Genomic DNA, 17,125 nt, shown 5'->3' with positions numbered 1-17,125 from the left:
CTTTAGTTTCCTCCGTTTTCTGTGAATATATGGTTCTGTAACTCTGTCAGATCCCGACAGTAGATATAGGCATCCTTTTTCATCTGTTCCTGATCCGGTTCTCCCAATGCGTCATAAATACTGGCAGTCAGAAATCCTGCATTTCCGGCAGTCTGCAACGCGTAGAGTGAATCCTCCACAACCAGCGTCCGGGATGGCTCCGTTCCCAGTGCTTCTGCAGCTGTAAGATAGACCCTCGGAGAATGTTTGCTTTCTCCGATCTCACTGGTGGTATAGATTTTATCAAAAAAGGAAAGAAGTCCGTTTCTTTCCAGCGCCCGGCAGATATGTTCCCTGGGGCTTGAGGTTGCCACCGCAGCCGGGATTTTCTGTTCTGCAAGACATTGAAGAAGTTCTCTGGCACCTGATTTTGCCGGGACCTCTTCAAAATAGTATTTACGGATCCGGGATTTCAGATCCATCACGATCTTTTCTTCGGAATACGCAAGAGTAAACCTGTTTTTCAACCAGGCTGCTCCCTGCTCCATACTCATGGGAAAAAGGATTTCGTCCATTTCCGCAACCGGCTGATATCCCAGATCTGTAATATATCGTTTTCCAAGCTCCTTCCAAACAGAGAGCGAATCCAGAAGGACGCCGTCTGCATCAAATATCACGGCTTTTATAGGAAAAATCATGTTTATACTCCTGAAAAATTTTTTTGTGATACTCTGTCATTGGAACATTACGAAATAATTTCCCATGACATAAAAAACTGATATAAAAAACGCGGATATATCACAAAAGATATATCCGCATTTATTATAAGCCGCAGATATCCAAAATGCAACCGGGAGTTAAGGAGGTTCATCTGAAACAGCAGCTCTATTTTCAAAACATTTTTTATTCTTTACCGTTAAAACAATATGTGCATACATTACAAGGATCGATCCCAATGGATTCCAGAAGATCATCCAGTCTGTGATAACGGAGAGTTGTAAAATTCTGCATCTTGCAGATATCCTGTACCATCTGCTCGTATTTCTCTGTATGTGGATCTGCATATTCATCCAGAACTTCCTGCGGACAGTTGGGGCCTTCTCTCTTCTCGATCACCTGACGGGTGATCAGCTCCATCTCAGATTTGGAACGGGAGAAGTTTAAATATTTGCAGCCGTACATGATTGGCGGGCAGGCAGGACGGACATGAACCTCTTTGGCTCCGCTGCGGTACAGAAATTCGGTTGTCTCGCGAAGCTGGGTGCCACGTACGATGGAATCGTCTATGAGAAGAAGTTTTTTATCCTTGATCAGCGCACGTACCGGGATCAGTTTCATTTTGGCAATAAGGTTACGCTGGTTCTGATTGGTCGGCATAAAAGATCTGGGCCAGGTTGGTGTATATTTAATGAATGGTCTTGCGTAAGGAATGCCGGATTCATTGGCGTATCCGATGGCATGGGCAATGCCGGAATCCGGAACACCGGCTACAATGTCCGGGTGCACGGAATCGCCGTCTCTCTTTGCAAGCATGCTTCCACAGCGGTAGCGCATCTCCTCTACATTTACACCTTCATAAGAGGCTGTCGGATATCCGTAGTAAACCCAGAGGAAGGAACAGATCTTCATTTTCTTTCCGGGCTCAACCAGAGTTTTAACTTCGTCGGCTGTTACGAATACGATCTCTCCGGGGCCAAGTTCTTTATAATCTTCGTATCCAAGGTTGATATAGGCATGACTTTCAAAGGAAATACAGTATGACCCTTCTTTGTGGCCAATTTCCACAGGAGTTCTGCCCATCTTGTCACGGGCTGCATAAATTCCGTCTTTTGTCATAAGAAGCAGAGTCATGGAGCCGTCGATCAGTCCCTGTACGTACTGGATACCTTCCACAAAATTGTCCTTTTCACAGATCAGTGCAGCGATCAGTTCGGTCACATTGACTGTTCCGTTGGTCATCTCCTGAAAATGTACCTTGGTCGTATCATACAGCTGCTGCAGAAGTTCATCGTAATTATTGATCTTTCCCACAAAAGTGAGGGCAAAGCTGCCGATCCTGGAACTGAACAGAAGGGGCTGAGGCTCATAATCAGAAATACATCCGATTCCCATATTTCCCTTCATGGAACCCACATCTCCGTCAAATTTTGTACGGAAAGGCGTGTTCTCAATGTTGTGGATGGCACGGTCAAATCCATGTTCTCCGTAAACAGCCATACCTCCGCGGCGTGTTCCCAGATGAGAATGGTAATCCACTCCGTAAAAAAGCTCCAGTACACAGTCATCCTTCGATGCTACTCCAAAAAATCCGCTCATAATGCGCTCCTCTCTACTACTATGATGTTAACGATTTCTGTTATCGTTCCTATATCCATAATCGCTATCAGTATAGCATAAGAGAATTGAAAATAAAAACCAATTTGGCGGATAATCCTGCTTTTTCAGAATAAACTATAAAGATATTAGCCGGATTTATAGAAGTGGAAAATTTTTTCTGTATGAGCCAAAAGAAACAGCTCCGCTTTTACAGAACTGTTTCTTTTGGCCATTTGGCAAATATGTGGTTTAAAAATCCGGTTTATTCCTGGGTGATTCCCTTAAACTCGTAACCGGCTTCCTTGATCACTTCTTCAACCTTTGCCTCGTCAACCTTCTCAGGTACAGAGAATACAGTTGTTCCGTTCTCGTGGGAAGAAACTACGTCTTCTGCTCCGAAAGCTGCCTGGATGGCTTTGTTTACGTGTGCCTCACAGTGTCCGCACATCATTCCTTCTACATTGACCGTTACCTTTACCATTGTTTTGTTCTCCTTTTCTTCTTTTATATTTTCATCATGACTGATGTGTAATGTTACCGGATTTTTGATTTCTTTGTCTTTTGCTGCATTGTGGATCTGAAACAGATTCAGACGCAGTGCATTTGTTACAACACAGAAGCTGGAAAGACTCATGGCCGCAGCTCCGAACATCGGATTCAAGGTCCATCCGAAAAGCGGGATCCAGACACCTGCTGCAAGGGGAATGCCGATTATATTGTAGAAAAATGCCCAGAAAAGATTCTCATGGATATTCCGAAGTGTGGCGCGGCTTAAACGTACTGCCGCTGGAACATCGCTTAACTGGCTCTTCATCAGAACGATATCTGCCGCATCAATGGCAATATCTGTTCCTGCACCGATGGCAATTCCGATATCGGCTCTTGTAAGTGCCGGCGCGTCGTTGATACCGTCACCGACCATGGCAACCTTTCCCTGCTCCTTCAGAGCGCGGATCACACTTTCTTTTCCATCCGGAAGAACTCCTGCGATCACATCGTCAACTCCTGCCTGAGCTCCGATGGCTTTTGCGGTACGCTCATTGTCACCGGTAAGCATAACTACACGGATTCCCATGTTCTGAAGCTCTTTTACTGCACGGGGACTGTCTTCCTTGATCACATCCGCAACTGCGATGATTCCCAGAAGTTTACCGTTTCGTGTGAAAAGAAGGGGCGTTTTTCCCTGCTCTGCAAGCTGCTCGGCTCTCCTGTTAAGGTCTGCGGAAACCTTTGTCTGGCTGCTGATAAATTTCATGCTTCCGCCTGTCAGTTTGTCACTTCCAAGTATAGCGGAAAGTCCGTTTCCCGGAAGTGCCTGGAAGCCGGTTACTTCACCTGTGGCAAGGTTCTCTTCCTCGGCTTTTTTGAGAACTGCCTTTGCCAGTGGATGTTCACTTTTTTTCTCCAGTGCACAGGCCAGCGTGAGAAGCTCTGTTTCTGTGATTCCCTCTGCCGGAAGAATATCTGTTACCTCCGGCTGACCGCTTGTAATGGTTCCGGTTTTATCCAGTGCGACAATCTGAACTTTTCCTGCTTCCTCCAGGGAAACGGCTGTTTTGAAAAGGATTCCGTTTTTGGCACCCATACCGTTGCCGACCATAATGGCAACCGGTGTTGCAAGGCCAAGTGCGCAGGGGCAGCTGATGACCAGAACGGAAATCCCCCTTGCCAGAGCATAACCGAAGGTCTGTCCTGCAAGAAGCCAGATGATCGTTGTGATCACTGCGATTGTGATCACTGCCGGTACAAACACGCCGGAAACACGGTCTGCGATCTTTGCGATCGGTGCCTTGGTGGCTGCCGCGTCACTGACCATTTTGATGATCTGGGAAAGGGTGGTATCCTCTCCCACTCTGGTCGCTTCGCATTTGATAAATCCGGACTGATTCACAGTTGCCGCAGAAACCATATCTCCGGTTTCTTTATCAACCGGGATACTCTCGCCGGTCAGTGCGGATTCATTGACTGCTGTGGTTCCTTCCAGGATCACTCCGTCCACCGGAATATTCTCTCCCGGGCGGACGACAAAGGTTTCTCCTTTCTGAACCTGCTCAATAGGAACGGTAAGTTCCTGTCCCTTTCGTACCACAACCGCAGTTTTGGGTGCCAGCTTCATAAGGCTTTTAAGCGCATCCGTTGTCTTTCCTTTAGAACGGGCCTCCAGCATTTTTCCTACGGTGATCAGTGTCAGGATCATGGCTGCAGATTCAAAATAAAAATCCATCATGTAATTCATAACTGCAGCAGAATCTCCGTCTGCCTGTGCTCTTGTCATGGCAAACAGTGCATAGACGCTCCACAGGAAGGATGCCATGGAGCCAAGAGCTACCAGAGTATCCATATTTGGGGAACGGCGCCACAGACTCTTAAATCCATTGATGAAAAATTTCTGGTTGATCACCATGATGATACCAGCCAGGAGCAGCTGTACCAGTCCCATGGCTACGTGATTGCCGTCAAACCATTTCGGCAGTGGCCATCCCCACATCATGTGCCCCATGGAGAAATACATCAGCACTAGCAAAAATCCTACGGATGTGATAAGACGTCTCTTTAGAATCGGAGTTTCATGATCTTCCAGCGCTTCTTCTGCCGCAGACATGGAAATCTTCGCTCCGGCAGCTCCGCCCTTTAAAGATGCACCATATCCGGCGGCTTCCACTGCGGCAATGATCTCGCCGGATGAAGCGGTTCCCTCAACTCCCATGGAGTTGGTCAGAAGACTGACGGAACAGCTATTCACCCCCGGAACTTTCGATACGGCTTTTTCCACACGGGCAGAGCAGGCGGCGCAGCTCATACCAGTTACATTATATTGTTCCATTTTCTTTCAGTACCTCCTAAAATCCAGTTTGTCCCTTTATTTCATCAGCTTCTGGAGGGTTGCTACCAGCTCATCAATGGTCTCATCCTTACCTTCCCGGATATCCCGGGCAACGCAGGTGCGGATGTGGCTGGCAAGCAGCTCTTTATTAAACGCATTCACTGCAGCATTGACTGCAGCGGACTGGATCAGGATATCGTTACAGTAGGCATCATTCTCCATCATTCCTATAATGCCTCTGATCTGGCCTTCAATACGTTTCAGACGGTTGATCAGCTTTTTTTTCTCCTCCTCTGAACGTGCAGTGTGTTTTTTACAACAGCAGGGACAGGCTTTCTTTTCAGACATAGGCTGTCTCTCCTTTCTCATAAATACCCTCATGGGGTATCCTCTATATATGGAATAATATATACCCTCATGGGGTATTTGTCAATAGAAACAGTATTTTTATAATAAAAAAGCCCGCTCATCCGATAATGGCAATGAGCGGGTAATATAAACTTATAATTAGCCAAATCAGGTAAGTCCCCAACGGGGTTGCGAAAAACAATAAGCAGTGGGTGGGGACTTGTCGATAATTCTACTCTTCCACGATATGTCCGAAATAATAGAATCCCTTGCAGGTATCCAGGCTTACTTTTACATATTTGCCGATGAGATCTTTTTCTCCTGGGAAATGAACCAAGAGATTATGCTGGGTACGACCTGTAAGAGTACCCTTCTCCCGGTTTTCGTCTTCTACCAGGATTTCCTGAATGGTTCCCTGGAAACGGGAGGAATTTTCCCGGCCCTTTTCCTGCACCAGGGTAAGAAGACGGCTAAAACGGTCTTTTACCACATCCTCCGGCACCTGATTTTCCATGCCGGCTGCAGGGGTTCCGCTTCGTTTGGAATAAATAAATGTGAAGGCAGTATCATAATTTGCTTTTCTTACAACATCCAGTGTTTCCTGGAAATCTTCTTCTGTTTCTCCCGGAAATCCGACCATGATATCTGTTGTCAGCGAAATATCCGGGATTGCCTTACGGATCTTATCTACCAGCTCCAGATATTTCTCCTTGTCGTAACGGCGGTTCATTTCCTTTAAGACTCTGCTGCTTCCGGACTGCAGCGGAAGATGCAGATGGTGACAGATCTTCTGGCTCTCTGCCATGGTCTGGATCAGCTCATCGGACAGGTCCTTCGGATGGGAAGTCATAAAACGGATACGCTTCAGCCCTTCGATCTTTTCCACTTCTTTCAGAAGTTCTGCAAAGGTTACCGGTGTTTCCAGAGTTTTTCCGTAGGAGTTTACATTCTGACCAAGAAGCATGATCTCAGTAACGCCATCTGCGACCAGTTCCTCGATCTCGCGGATGATGGCCTGTGGCTCGCGGCTCTTTTCGCGGCCGCGGACATAAGGAACGATGCAGTAGCTGCAGAAGTTATTGCAGCCAAACATTACGCTGACTCCTGTTTTGAAGGAGTATTTGCGGGAAGTTGGCATGCCCTCTACGATCTCATCGGATTCCTTCCAGATATCAATGATCTGGTCGTCGGTCTGCAGCGTCCGGTAAAAAAGCTCCGGGAATTTGTGGATATTATGGGTTCCGAATACAAGATTTACATATTTATAATCCTTGCGGATCTTTTCCACTACGTGATGCTCCTGCATCATACATCCGAACAGTACGATCTTCATATCCGGGTGCTCCCGTTTGATGCTCTTTAAATGTCCAAGATGTCCATAGATCTTCTGATTGGCATTTTCCCGGACTGTGCAGGTGTTAAATACAACTGCATCAGCATCCTCGGTATCTACCATTTCATATCCCATTTTTTCCATGATGGCCGCAATAGACTCTGTCTGGATGGAGTTCATCTGGCATCCTTCGTTCTGGATGTGGAAGGTGGGATGTTTCGTACTGCTTTTGGCAAGAAGCTCTTTACATTTTTCAATGTACTGAAGCTGGATCTCTGTTTCTTTGTTCTGGCTCAAATCAATTCCTCCAATAACTAAAAATTTCATATGTATCTATAAATTATTTTTCTTTAGACAATATCAGACGGGAGCATTGAACTCACGTCTGATATATCATACAGAATTTACAGTTGTCTGTCAAAGAGTTTTTATAATAGCGGTGCAAAAACTCTCAGTACGTTCTGAATGGCACGTACCACAATATTTCTCTTCTGGCAGAATGCCAGATCAATGGGATCACAGTACTCCAGGGTTTCTGTAAAATCATCCCGGATGTCCAGGATCACATCATTCTTATACATCCAGACACCATCTTCAAAATGCAGATAAAGGCTTCGGTAATCCAGATTTATGGTTCCTACGACGCCTACTTTGTCATCACAGACAAAAGATTTTGCATGTAAAAATCCCGGCTGGTATTCGTAGATCTTTACACCTGCTTCCAGAAGCTGCTTATAATAAGACTGTGTCAGCAGGAAGACCATTTTTTTGTCCGGGATACCTGGTGTCATGATCCGGACATCTACACCGCTTTTTGCAGCGAGGCACAGGGCGGTCATCATCTCATTATCTATGATCAGATATGGTGTGCAGATATAAACATAGTTTTTGGCGCGATTGATAATATTAAGATAAACGTTCTCTCCTACGATCTCATCGTCCAGGGGGGAATCGCAGAATGGCTGGACATAACCGTTTCCCGGAAATTCGTTGGGGTGCCACCTGTGCGGAACATAATTTCCGAAATCAAGAGAAGTATCTGTTCTGGTAACGATTCCCCACATATACAGGAACATAGCTGTCATATTCCAGACGCCTTCTCCTTTCAGCATAACGGCTGTATCCTTCCAGTGGCCAAACCGTTTTCGCTGATTGATATATTCGTCAGCCAGGTTGATGCCGCCGGTAAAACCGGTCCAGCCATCGATCACACAGATCTTACGGTGGTCACGGTTATTCTGGATTATATTAAGAATCGGACGGAACCGGTTGAATACTTCGCATTTGATTCCTCGCCGGCGCATCTCCTGATCATACTTGTATGGCAATGTGGTAAGGCAGCCGAAGCCATCATAGATCAGTCGGACATCCACTCCTTCTTTAGCCTTTTTTTCAAGGATATTAAGGATCGTCTGCCACATTACCCCGTCATTTATGATGAAATATTCGATAAAAATAAAATGCTTTGCCTGCTCCAGTTCATGCACCAGAACCGGAAACATATCATCTCCTACCTGAAAATACTCTGCTGTGGTATTCTCGTGAACCGGATATCTTGAATACTGCCAGATGTAATCCGACTGGATCCTCATGGAACGGTCGTCTTCGTTTAAACGTTTTCTTGTGAGCTCTGAGCCTTCCAGGTATTCAGCAGTTTCATCAATAAGATTCTGATAATGCTGCTCCATTACAGCGCCGATCCGTGACTTACCGAAAAGAAGGTACAGGGAAACACCAAATACCGGAAAAATAAGGATCAGCATCGTCCAGGCGAGCTTATAAGATGGGTTGATCTTTTTATTTACGATCCAAAGAACAACCAGAAAACCTATGACCTGCATTCCGATCGTCACCCATCTGGAATATTCCATAAGCCGGAAAAGGGCGATCAGCAGCCATGCCAGCTGCACAACAAGAGCCAGAGCTACATAAAAAATTCGATTAAATAATAATTTAAGGAGCGATCGCAATGGTTTGATAATCAGTTTAATAAACAAATTCATATTTCTTTCCTTCGTCAAACGTTCCTGTTTCTATTTAATTAAAAATCCCTGACCATACAGCCAGGGATTTTTGCGCACAATTAATTATATTTACGTTTTCTTGCGGCTTCAGATTTTTTCTTACGACGAACGCTTGGCTTCTCGTAATGCTCTCTCTTACGGATTTCCTGCTGGATTCCCGCCTTAGCACAGCTTCTCTTGAATCTGCGAAGAGCGCTATCTAAAGTCTCGTTCTCTTTTACGATAACGTTTGACATAGACTCACACCTAACCTCCCTCCAGTTGTAGATTGTGCTAAAATACAACTGTCTGGGTATTTTTCTTGCACGAGTGTTATTATATAGCATAACAAGTGCTTTCGTCAACATCTTTTTCGATTTTTATGAAAAAAATGTCAAAACTGTAAATCACGCACAACTTTGTTATTTTGTGAGCTGTTTTTCAAGGATTCCTGCTGCTGCGTCCATAGCTTCCTGGGCTTTTTCCGGATTCTTTCCGCCGGCCTGTGCCATGTTCGGACGTCCGCCGCCGCCACCGCCAACGATCGCTGCCACTGCTTTGATCAGGTTTCCTGCATGAGCGCCTGCTTTCTGAGCTGCATCCGTTGCCATTGCAAGAAGATTAACCTTGCCGTCGTTTACTGCTGCAAGAAGGACAACACCTTCGCCAAGCTGCTCTTTCAATTTATCACCCAGGTCTCTGAGACCGTTCATGTCAACGCCCTCAACTTTGGCTGCAAGGAGTTTTACGCCGTTTACTTCAACGACTTTATCCATGACATCGCCAAGTGCACTCTGGGCAGCTTTGCTCTTGAGGGATTCATTTTCGCTCTGAAGAGCCTTTACCTCAGCCTGCAGGTGACTGATTTTTTCTACAACCTCGGCTGTATTGGCCTTTAATGCTTTTGCAGCCTCATGGAGAAGCTCTTCCTGCTTTCTGTAGTATTCGATAACTGCTTTGCCGGTAAGTGCCTCAATACGGCGTACACCAGCTGCGATACCGGATTCGGACACGATCTTAAAGAGCATGATGGAGCTTGTATTCTTTACATGAGTACCACCACAGAGCTCTTTGGAAAAGTCTCCCATGGATACTACACGTACCTTCTGGTCATATTTCTCACCAAAGAGAGCCATTGCTCCGGATTTCTTGGCTTCTTCCACATCCATGACATCTGTATGAACATCAAGACCTGCCTGGATCTCTTTGTTTACAAGCTCTTCTGTTGCCTGGAGTTCTTCTGCTGTCATAGCCTGAAAATGAGCAAAGTCAAAACGAAGTCTGTCCGGAGTTACCAGAGAACCCTTCTGCTCTACGTGGGAACCAAGAACGGTTTTCAGTGCTTTCTGAAGAAGATGTGTTGCACTGTGGTTTTTCTCGGTATCTTTTCTTGCTTCTTCGTTTACCTTCAGGGATACTGTCTCACCTGAGGAAATCATACCAGATTCCATATGTCCTACGTGGCCGAATTTACCGCCGCGGAGTTTGATGGTGTCCTCAACAACAAATTTACCGTTTGCAGTCTCGATCACACCGGTATCACCTTCCTGTCCACCCATTGTTGCATAGAAAGGAGTCTGCTCTACAAATACGGTACCCTTCTGTCCCTCTGTGAGAGAATCTACGATCTCTGTTTCTGTGGTAAGGACAGTAACCTTGGAATCAAAGGTAAGATGATCGTAGCCGACGAATTCTGTTGTTACGTTTACATCAATATCATCGTATACGGTTGCGTCTGCACCCATATAGTTGGTTACTTCACGGGCAGTACGTGCCTTGACTCTCTGTTCCTCCATTGCTTTCTGGAAGCCTTCCTCGTCAATGCCGTAGCCTTTTTCCTCAAGGATCTCTTTTGTAAGGTCAAGAGGGAATCCGTACGTATCATAAAGCTTGAATGCGTTGTCACCGGAAAGAGTCTTTTCACCTGCTTTTTTCATATCCTCTTCCATGTCGGAAAGGATACGAAGTCCCTGATCGATAGTTTTGTTGAACTGATTCTCCTCATTTGTCAGTACACGGAAGATGAACTCTTTCTTCTCCTCAAGCTCCGGATATCCGGCTTTGGAGCTCTCAATCACCTGTGCACTTAATTTTGCAAGGAAAGTTCCCTCGATGCCAAGAAGACGTCCGTGACGTGCTGCACGGCGGATCAGACGGCGGAGAACATATCCACGTCCCTCATTGGTTGGCATGATTCCATCGGAGATCATAAATGTTGCGGAACGGATATGGTCCGTGATCAGACGGATGGAAACGTCATCTGCATAGTTTTTCTCATATTCTTTATGTGCAATCTCGCATACAAGATTACGAAGTGCACAAATTGTATCTACATCAAAAATAGAATCAACATCCTGAACAACTACAGCAAGACGCTCAAGTCCCATACCGGTATCGATGTTTTTCTGTTTCAGGGTTGTGTAGTTTCCGTTTCCATCGTTCTCGAACTGTGTGAAAACGTTGTTCCATACTTCCATGTAACGGTCGCAGTCGCAGCCTACCGTACATCCGGGTTTACCACAGCCGTATTTTTCGCCACGGTCATAGTAGATCTCAGAGCATGGACCGCATGGACCTGCGCCATGCTCCCAGAAGTTATCCTCTTTTCCGAAACGGAAAATACGTTCAGACGGAATCCCTACTTCTTTGTTCCAGATATTGAAGGCTTCATCATCATCCAGGTAAATGGATGGGTAGAGACGGTCTGCATCAAGCCCTACAACCTCAGTAAGAAACTCCCAGGACCAGTGGATGGCTTCTTTTTTGAAGTAATCACCAAAAGAGAAGTTACCAAGCATTTCAAAGAAAGTACCGTGACGTGCGGTTTTACCTACATTTTCGATATCTCCGGTACGGATACATTTCTGGCAGGTTGTCACTCTTGTTCTTGGCGGCTTCTCAGCACCTGTAAAATATGGTTTCAGCGGAGCCATACCTGCATTGATCAGCAGAAGACTCTTATCTCCCTGAGGAACCAGGGAAAAGCTTTTCATTACAAGATGGCCCTTGCTCTCCATAAAGTCAAGGAACATCTTACGAAGTTCGTTCACTCCGTACTTTTTCATGTTGTTATCCTCCTTGTGTCAACCCTACCTGTCAGCATTTCCGGAATGCCGTAGCTTTATCCCGGAAATGTCACAGATATGGGAAATTATTTTACACAGATCTTTTTGAATTTTTTCTTGCCTCGTTTCAGAACGATCCCGTCCCCTGCAAAAGCATCCTTCTCAACCGTATGGTAAATATCGGTGAGCTTCTCACCATCGATGGATACACCACCCTGCTGGATCGCACGGCGACCCTCGGAACGGCTTGGTACCAGCTCTGCTTTTATAAGAAGTGTGATCAGGTCGATTTTTCCTTCCTCGTCAAAATCTTCCTCTGAAAGCTCTGTTGTAGGCATATGAGAAGTATCTGCACCTGAGAACAGTGCGCGGGCACCCTCCTGTGCTTTCTTGGCTTCCTCCTCACCGTGTACAAGCTCTGTCAGCTGGTATGCAAGGATCTCCTTGGCTTTGTTCAGCTCGCTGCCTTCCCATTTGGCCATCTCGTCGATCTCCTCAAGAGGAAGGAAAGTAAGAAGACGCATACATTTGATAACGTCAGCATCGTTTACATTTCTCCAGTACTGGTAGAAATCGAACGGGGATGTCTTATTCGGATCAAGCCATACAGCTCCGGACTGTGTTTTTCCCATCTTTTTGCCCTCAGAATTGAGAAGCAGTGTGATGGTCATGGCATAGGCATCCTTGCCAAGCTTACGGCGGATCAGCTCGGTACCGCCAAGCATGTTGCTCCACTGGTCATCGCCACCGAACTGCATGTTGCAGCCGTATTTCTGGTACAGCATGTAGAAGTCGTAGCTCTGCATGATCATGTAGTTAAATTCCAGGAAGCTTAAGCCTCGCTCCATACGCTGTTTGTAGCACTCTGCTGTCAGCATACGGTTTACGGAAAAGTGAGCACCTACCTCACGGAGAAGCTCTACATAGTTAAGGTTCATAAGCCAGTCAGCATTGTTTACCATAAGAGCTTTTCCATCAGAGAAATCAATGAAACGGCTCATCTGCTGCTTGAAGCAGTCAATATTGTGCTGGATGGTTTCTTTTGTCAGCATCTGACGCATATCGGTCCTTCCGGACGGGTCACCGATCATTCCTGTTCCGCCGCCGAGAAGGGCGATCGGACGGTTTCCTGCCATCTGCAGTCTCTTCATCAGGCAAAGAGCCATGAAGTGACCTACATGAAGGCTGTCTGCTGTAGGATCAAAGCCAATATAGAATGTGGCTTTCCCGTTATTTACCATCTCTTTGATCTCGTCTTCGTCTGTAACCTGTGCGATCAGGCCACGTGCTTTCAGTTCTTCCCAAACTGTCATTGTTCTTTCCTCCTGTATAGTCATATAAAAAATGCCCGGTTCCTGTCCGTTTAGGACGAGAACCGGGTCCCGTGTTACCACCTAAATTTACAGAAAACTCGCATTTCCTGCCTCATAAAGTGAATCTACATCCCGTTATATCCATATATATCAAGATATAAAACCACTTCAGCACAATAACGGGTGCCATTCCGTCGCAGCCTATCTATAATACGTTATTATTATAAAGTTTATAATTTACAGTATCAAGTTCCGATTCGGTGCGCAGCTCCGGGATGTATTCACAAAAGTTCTACCCTGCGCCTCTCACCTGCCGGCTGCTCTCTGTGGGGTTTTCCTCAAGCTACTTTTTCCCTTCCAAGCCTTTTACTATACTATATGAAGTATACAAACTGCTTTTTTGTTTGTCAAGAAATTTTAATATTGCTTTGACAACTTAAAGTGGCAGAATGTTACTGTTTACTCCGTTCTCAGTAACACGCTTCGTGATGCACAGAATTTACGTTGATCGCATAAATTCGCGCGGTATGTTTCGGGTTTTCTGTGAGTGATAAGTGGAACTTTTATTTCTGTAAGCCATTTATTCCCTCATCTACGAAAAGGTCATTGCCGTCTGCCGCTGATGTGGCAAGCTGATCACACCGTTCATTTAACGGATTATCTGCATGTCCCTTAACCCAGTGGAAGCTTACCTGATGCTGCTCCTTGGCCTTTAAAAGGCGTTTCCAGAGATCTACATTCTTCACATCTTCGTTTTTTCCACGTTTCCAGTTTTTCTTTAGCCAGGAATCGATCCAGTGCTGATTAAAAGCATCTACCAGATATTTGGAATCGGAATACAGATCCACCTGGCAGGGGCGGTTCAGTGCTTCCAGTGCTACAATGGCTGCCATCAGCTCCATCCGGTTGTTTGTGGTTTTTTTGTAGCCTCTGGACAGTTCACGTTCATGTAACTGGCCTTTGGTATCGATGTACTGAAGAACTGCTCCGTAGCCTCCCGGTCCATCCGGATTTCCCCGGGCTGCACCATCCGTATAGATTTTTACCTGCATATTTGCTTCTCCTTAAATTTTCAATTTTATGTCCATACGCCTGTTTGTTCAAAGTTTACTGCCGGAGACTATGTTGCTTATACCCAGTCTACAAAAAATGTATGGCCTTTATAAGTTTCATATTTCACTTTGCTGAAATTCAGATTCTGGTTCCAGAAATAGCTGGTCATCATGAAATACATATAATTAAAATCTTTCTGTTTAAATCCGCTGAGTGTTCTGGCTTTGCCGGAAGTGACATGTTTATTGAAAATAGTCATTGCTTCTCTTGCAGCCTGATAAGCAAGAGTACGATTTTCAAACTGACCATTGAGACGTTTGAGAAGGGCCCCGTTCCGCACTACAGAATACTGTGGGGTTGTGCTGCTTCCGATATTCTCATAGATCACACCTCGTATCGTAGATGGAAATTCCTTGTCTGATTTGATCGTACGATTCAGAACACAAAGTGCTACTGCTTCCATTCCGATCTTGCCCTGATCGCCTGCTTCTGATTCGCAAAGCGCGGCCAGAAGTGCTTCATCGGATGTCTTGCCGTTGGCTATTCCAGGATGGCTCTTATATTCTTTTACCATAGTGTAATATCTGCTGTTTTTGGTATCGTAAACTTTGACATCTCCATTGCTGACATTTAGATTTGGTTTGGTAGTCTTCGCAGTGGCCACTCCGTCTGCTGCGATGGAGTATGTAATTCCATTCACTGTTACGGAGGTACTTACTGCCATGACACCGTTGGATTTAAAATAATAGTTCTTCTGATTGATCGTCTTCAGACCAGTATACATATAACCGGTACTGGTGGCAAAATAGTAGCTGATATTTTTGGATTTGTTTTTTACCCATTTGATTGCCATATAACCGGAAGTTTTGTAAAAATAACGTTTCTGCCCTTTGCTGTTGGTGAGCCAGCCGGTTGCCATAATGCCTCCGCCTTTTGTGAAATAACGTTTCCTTCCCTTGCTGCAGTTTACCCAGCCTGTGGTAAGCTTACCTGTTTTGGGATTGAAATAGCGCTTATGGCCTTTGGAATCTGTCATCCAGCCGGTTGCCATAACACCCTTGCCTTTTGTAAAATAGTAGGTATATTTGCCATTGACCTTCATCCAGCCCTTTACCTGTACTCCGGTCTTTGTGTTAAAGTAGTACTTGTATCCGCCCAGGGTCATCCAGCCTTTCTGCTTGCTCCCATCACTTTTTATGTAGTATGTTTTTCCATCGATAGTTTTAAAGCCTGCAGTGGCAGCCTGTACCTCTTTTGCAGAAGCAGAAAAAACTGTGCTTCCCACGATCAGCAGCATGGCAAGCATCAGACCCTTCAGCCATTTTTTTGTTCTGAAACTCTTCATAATTTTCCCCATTTCCTGTTTTAGATATAAAAGCTAGTTTGTCTCAAAAATTACAAAAATGTTACATTTCGTTTATTATATCGTAATGAATAAACACTGTCAACTTTTTTGTAACTGTGGACGGACTCCTGCCATATGATGAAGTGTAAATAAAATTTGCTGGAGGACTTATCGATGAGTGACTTAGCGGCTACCAATTGTGGATGTGATTGCGGATGTGGTTGTGATTCCGGATGTAGCACAGGATGTGGATGTAACAATAACTGTGGCTGTAATAATGGCTGCGGAAATTCCCTGTTTGGAAACGGTGGAAACAGCTGCTCCTGTATCCTTTGGATCATCTGTCTGATGTGTTGCTGTGGAAACAACAGTGGCTGTGGCTGTAATAACAACGGCTGCAACGACAGCTGTTGGATCATCATCCTTCTTCTGCTTTTGTGCGGAAATGGATGCGGCTGCAACAATTGCTGCTGATCTTTTGAAAAGGCAGAGGTTATTTCCTCTGCCTTTTCTGCTGCCGTTTTTTTGCTTCCTCCTGTTTCTGTTTTTTCTCTTCCAGACATTTCAGATCTATTTCATAAAAAGAATTTCCATCAATGACAAGTTCCTGTTTTTTTTCAGATTCCATAATCACATTCCTTTGAAAAATTTCTTCTATATATAATATGACCAGAGAAGGTTTCTGTCATATTTCTTTCTGCAAATTCATAGATTTCAGGAAAAAGGATTTTTTTATGGAACAGGAGCCTATCGCACGTACTGCTCTGGATGAAATGGTGGAAAGTGACCAGGATCAGATGCTGAAAGCCATGATCCCGTACCTTCCTTCTTCCGGGCAGCGGTTTTTATCTGTGTATACGAAAGTCCGGGAACTTCGGAATACCATGTCGCTTTTTCAAAGCAGCCGTAGAACAGCCGATCTGCAGGCTACCGGTTTTTCCGGCACCGATCCTCTGGAAATGCTGCAGGATATCCGTAAGTGCTGTGGCGGAGAAAATCGCCGTCAGATCGATCATATCACCAGTCTTATGGCTACGATCCAGATGCTTCAGATCATGAATGAAGATTCGTCAGGAGGTGAGAATCCATGAGTGATGACTGGAAAAATAATCCCCGGCTTTCCGGAATGGACCCTCAGAAGCTTTCCATGCTTCAGGGTCTGGCAGATCAGGGATTGGGGAAAAATCCGTCCGAACTTCTGCCTTTTATCATGGGCGCAGCTTCTAAAGGAAAAAATGCGGGCTTAAATTTCAGCTCTGATGAGATCTCCACTATCATAGAAGTTCTGAAAATGGGGAAAAGTCCGGCAGAGGCAGCTAAGCTTGACAGAATTGTGAATCTGATGAAAATGATACGTCATTAACAGCTTTGTGATCCCGGAACAGCGGTTTTCTGTTCCGGGATTTTCTACTTTGTATTTCTTTTTATATTTGTCGGAATATAATCTGCAAAAATCTGACATATCCATAGATTCTATCGCATAATTCATAGAACATATTCCCTATTTTTGTGATATTTTTTTATCATTTTCCCTTTCTTCTTATAT

15 protein-coding genes are annotated in these 17,125 nt (G+C 45.1%); 3 read left to right on the top strand and 12 right to left on the bottom strand.

Going from position 1 to position 17,125, the window contains the following annotated elements:
• Window positions 1-2 precede the first annotated feature (2 nt).
• The 11 genes from NCY57_RS13265 to NCY57_RS13215 all read right to left on the bottom strand — a co-directional run bounded on the left by NCY57_RS13265 (window position 3) and on the right by NCY57_RS13215 (window position 15,579).
• On the bottom strand, window positions 3-677 hold the full coding sequence (locus tag NCY57_RS13265; protein ID WP_022427229.1) for an HAD family hydrolase: 675 nt from the start codon (window positions 675-677) through the stop codon (window positions 3-5).
• Between the two features lie 205 nt (window positions 678-882).
• Window positions 883-2,295, bottom strand: coding sequence for an amidophosphoribosyltransferase (locus tag NCY57_RS13260; protein WP_022427230.1), 1,413 nt, complete (start codon window positions 2,293-2,295; stop codon window positions 883-885).
• A gap of 262 nt (window positions 2,296-2,557) precedes the next feature.
• Window positions 2,558-5,119, bottom strand: a complete 2,562-nt coding sequence (locus NCY57_RS13255) for a heavy metal translocating P-type ATPase (RefSeq protein ID WP_250789750.1) — start codon at window positions 5,117-5,119, stop codon at window positions 2,558-2,560.
• Window positions 5,120-5,155: 36 nt separating this feature from the next.
• Window positions 5,156-5,467 (bottom strand): metal-sensing transcriptional repressor, encoded by a 312-nt coding sequence (locus NCY57_RS13250; protein WP_059085725.1) that lies wholly within the window; start codon window positions 5,465-5,467, stop codon window positions 5,156-5,158.
• Window positions 5,468-5,699: 232 nt separating this feature from the next.
• Complete coding sequence (gene miaB / locus NCY57_RS13245; RefSeq protein WP_021651459.1) at window positions 5,700-7,127, bottom strand: tRNA (N6-isopentenyl adenosine(37)-C2)-methylthiotransferase MiaB; 1,428 nt, start codon at window positions 7,125-7,127, stop codon at window positions 5,700-5,702.
• Window positions 7,128-7,228: 101 nt separating this feature from the next.
• Window positions 7,229-8,803 carry a cardiolipin synthase gene (gene cls / locus NCY57_RS13240; RefSeq protein WP_092070529.1) on the bottom strand — a complete coding sequence of 525 codons (1,575 nt, stop codon included), beginning with the start codon at window positions 8,801-8,803 and terminating at the stop codon, window positions 7,229-7,231.
• Between the two features lie 80 nt (window positions 8,804-8,883).
• Window positions 8,884-9,060 carry a 30S ribosomal protein S21 gene (gene rpsU, locus NCY57_RS13235; RefSeq protein WP_004222305.1) on the bottom strand — a complete coding sequence of 59 codons (177 nt, stop codon included), beginning with the start codon at window positions 9,058-9,060 and terminating at the stop codon, window positions 8,884-8,886.
• A gap of 165 nt (window positions 9,061-9,225) precedes the next feature.
• Entirely contained in the window at window positions 9,226-11,868 is a 2,643-nt protein-coding gene (gene alaS, locus NCY57_RS13230) for an alanine--tRNA ligase (RefSeq protein ID WP_059085722.1), read from the bottom strand.
• Between the two features lie 86 nt (window positions 11,869-11,954).
• Entirely contained in the window at window positions 11,955-13,181 is a 1,227-nt protein-coding gene (gene tyrS, locus NCY57_RS13225) for a tyrosine--tRNA ligase (RefSeq protein WP_022426545.1), read from the bottom strand.
• 563 nt (window positions 13,182-13,744) lie between these two features.
• A complete protein-coding gene (gene rnhA / locus NCY57_RS13220; RefSeq protein WP_173739956.1) occupies window positions 13,745-14,233 on the bottom strand; it encodes a ribonuclease HI in 489 nt (162 codons plus the stop codon).
• Window positions 14,234-14,310: 77 nt separating this feature from the next.
• Window positions 14,311-15,579 carry a cell wall hydrolase gene (locus NCY57_RS13215; RefSeq protein ID WP_180214216.1) on the bottom strand — a complete coding sequence of 423 codons (1,269 nt, stop codon included), beginning with the start codon at window positions 15,577-15,579 and terminating at the stop codon, window positions 14,311-14,313.
• A gap of 174 nt (window positions 15,580-15,753) precedes the next feature.
• Between NCY57_RS13215 and NCY57_RS13210 the strand changes: the two genes are divergently transcribed.
• Complete coding sequence (locus NCY57_RS13210) at window positions 15,754-16,053, top strand: hypothetical protein (RefSeq protein WP_015524939.1); 300 nt, start codon at window positions 15,754-15,756, stop codon at window positions 16,051-16,053.
• A gap of 19 nt (window positions 16,054-16,072) precedes the next feature.
• Here the strand turns inward: NCY57_RS13210 and NCY57_RS16840 are convergent, their stop codons facing one another.
• Window positions 16,073-16,207, bottom strand: coding sequence for a hypothetical protein (locus NCY57_RS16840; protein WP_022426548.1), 135 nt, complete (start codon window positions 16,205-16,207; stop codon window positions 16,073-16,075).
• 106 nt (window positions 16,208-16,313) lie between these two features.
• Between NCY57_RS16840 and NCY57_RS13205 the strand changes: the two genes are divergently transcribed.
• Together NCY57_RS13205 and NCY57_RS13200 are read left to right on the top strand one after the other, a co-directional pair.
• Window positions 16,314-16,670: a hypothetical protein gene (locus NCY57_RS13205; RefSeq protein ID WP_022426549.1), complete on the top strand. Its 357-nt coding sequence runs from the start codon at window positions 16,314-16,316 to the stop codon at window positions 16,668-16,670.
• Window positions 16,667-16,942 (top strand): hypothetical protein, encoded by a 276-nt coding sequence (locus NCY57_RS13200; RefSeq protein ID WP_015524936.1) that lies wholly within the window; start codon window positions 16,667-16,669, stop codon window positions 16,940-16,942. The genes NCY57_RS13205 and NCY57_RS13200 overlap by 4 nt, the downstream gene beginning before the upstream one ends.
• Window positions 16,943-17,125 lie beyond the last annotated feature (183 nt).

This window comes from Blautia sp. MB18-30 (assembly GCF_023669475.1).
In the GTDB taxonomy this organism is placed as follows: Bacteria; Bacillota; Clostridia; order Lachnospirales; family Lachnospiraceae; genus Blautia_A; species Blautia_A fusiformis.
The sequence above is the reverse complement of the archived record's forward strand: the minus strand, read 5'-3'. Positions and strand labels throughout refer to the sequence as shown.

Coding starts and splice junctions, on each gene's coding strand:
- NCY57_RS13265 (WP_022427229.1), bottom strand. CDS start 677: ATGATTTTTCCTATAAAAGCCGTGATATTTGATGCAGACGGCGTCCTT.
- NCY57_RS13260 (WP_022427230.1), bottom strand. CDS start 2,295: ATGAGCGGATTTTTTGGAGTAGCATCGAAGGATGACTGTGTACTGGAG.
- NCY57_RS13255 (WP_250789750.1), bottom strand. CDS start 5,119: ATGGAACAATATAATGTAACTGGTATGAGCTGCGCCGCCTGCTCTGCC.
- NCY57_RS13250 (WP_059085725.1), bottom strand. CDS start 5,467: ATGTCTGAAAAGAAAGCCTGTCCCTGCTGTTGTAAAAAACACACTGCA.
- miaB (WP_021651459.1), bottom strand. CDS start 7,127: ATGAAATTTTTAGTTATTGGAGGAATTGATTTGAGCCAGAACAAAGAA.
- cls (WP_092070529.1), bottom strand. CDS start 8,803: ATGAATTTGTTTATTAAACTGATTATCAAACCATTGCGATCGCTCCTT.
- rpsU (WP_004222305.1), bottom strand. CDS start 9,060: ATGTCAAACGTTATCGTAAAAGAGAACGAGACTTTAGATAGCGCTCTT.
- alaS (WP_059085722.1), bottom strand. CDS start 11,868: ATGAAAAAGTACGGAGTGAACGAACTTCGTAAGATGTTCCTTGACTTT.
- tyrS (WP_022426545.1), bottom strand. CDS start 13,181: ATGACAGTTTGGGAAGAACTGAAAGCACGTGGCCTGATCGCACAGGTT.
- rnhA (WP_173739956.1), bottom strand. CDS start 14,233: ATGCAGGTAAAAATCTATACGGATGGTGCAGCCCGGGGAAATCCGGAT.
- NCY57_RS13215 (WP_180214216.1), bottom strand. CDS start 15,579: ATGAAGAGTTTCAGAACAAAAAAATGGCTGAAGGGTCTGATGCTTGCC.
- NCY57_RS13210 (WP_015524939.1), top strand. CDS start 15,754: ATGAGTGACTTAGCGGCTACCAATTGTGGATGTGATTGCGGATGTGGT.
- NCY57_RS16840 (WP_022426548.1), bottom strand. CDS start 16,207: ATGGAATCTGAAAAAAAACAGGAACTTGTCATTGATGGAAATTCTTTT.
- NCY57_RS13205 (WP_022426549.1), top strand. CDS start 16,314: ATGGAACAGGAGCCTATCGCACGTACTGCTCTGGATGAAATGGTGGAA.
- NCY57_RS13200 (WP_015524936.1), top strand. CDS start 16,667: ATGAGTGATGACTGGAAAAATAATCCCCGGCTTTCCGGAATGGACCCT.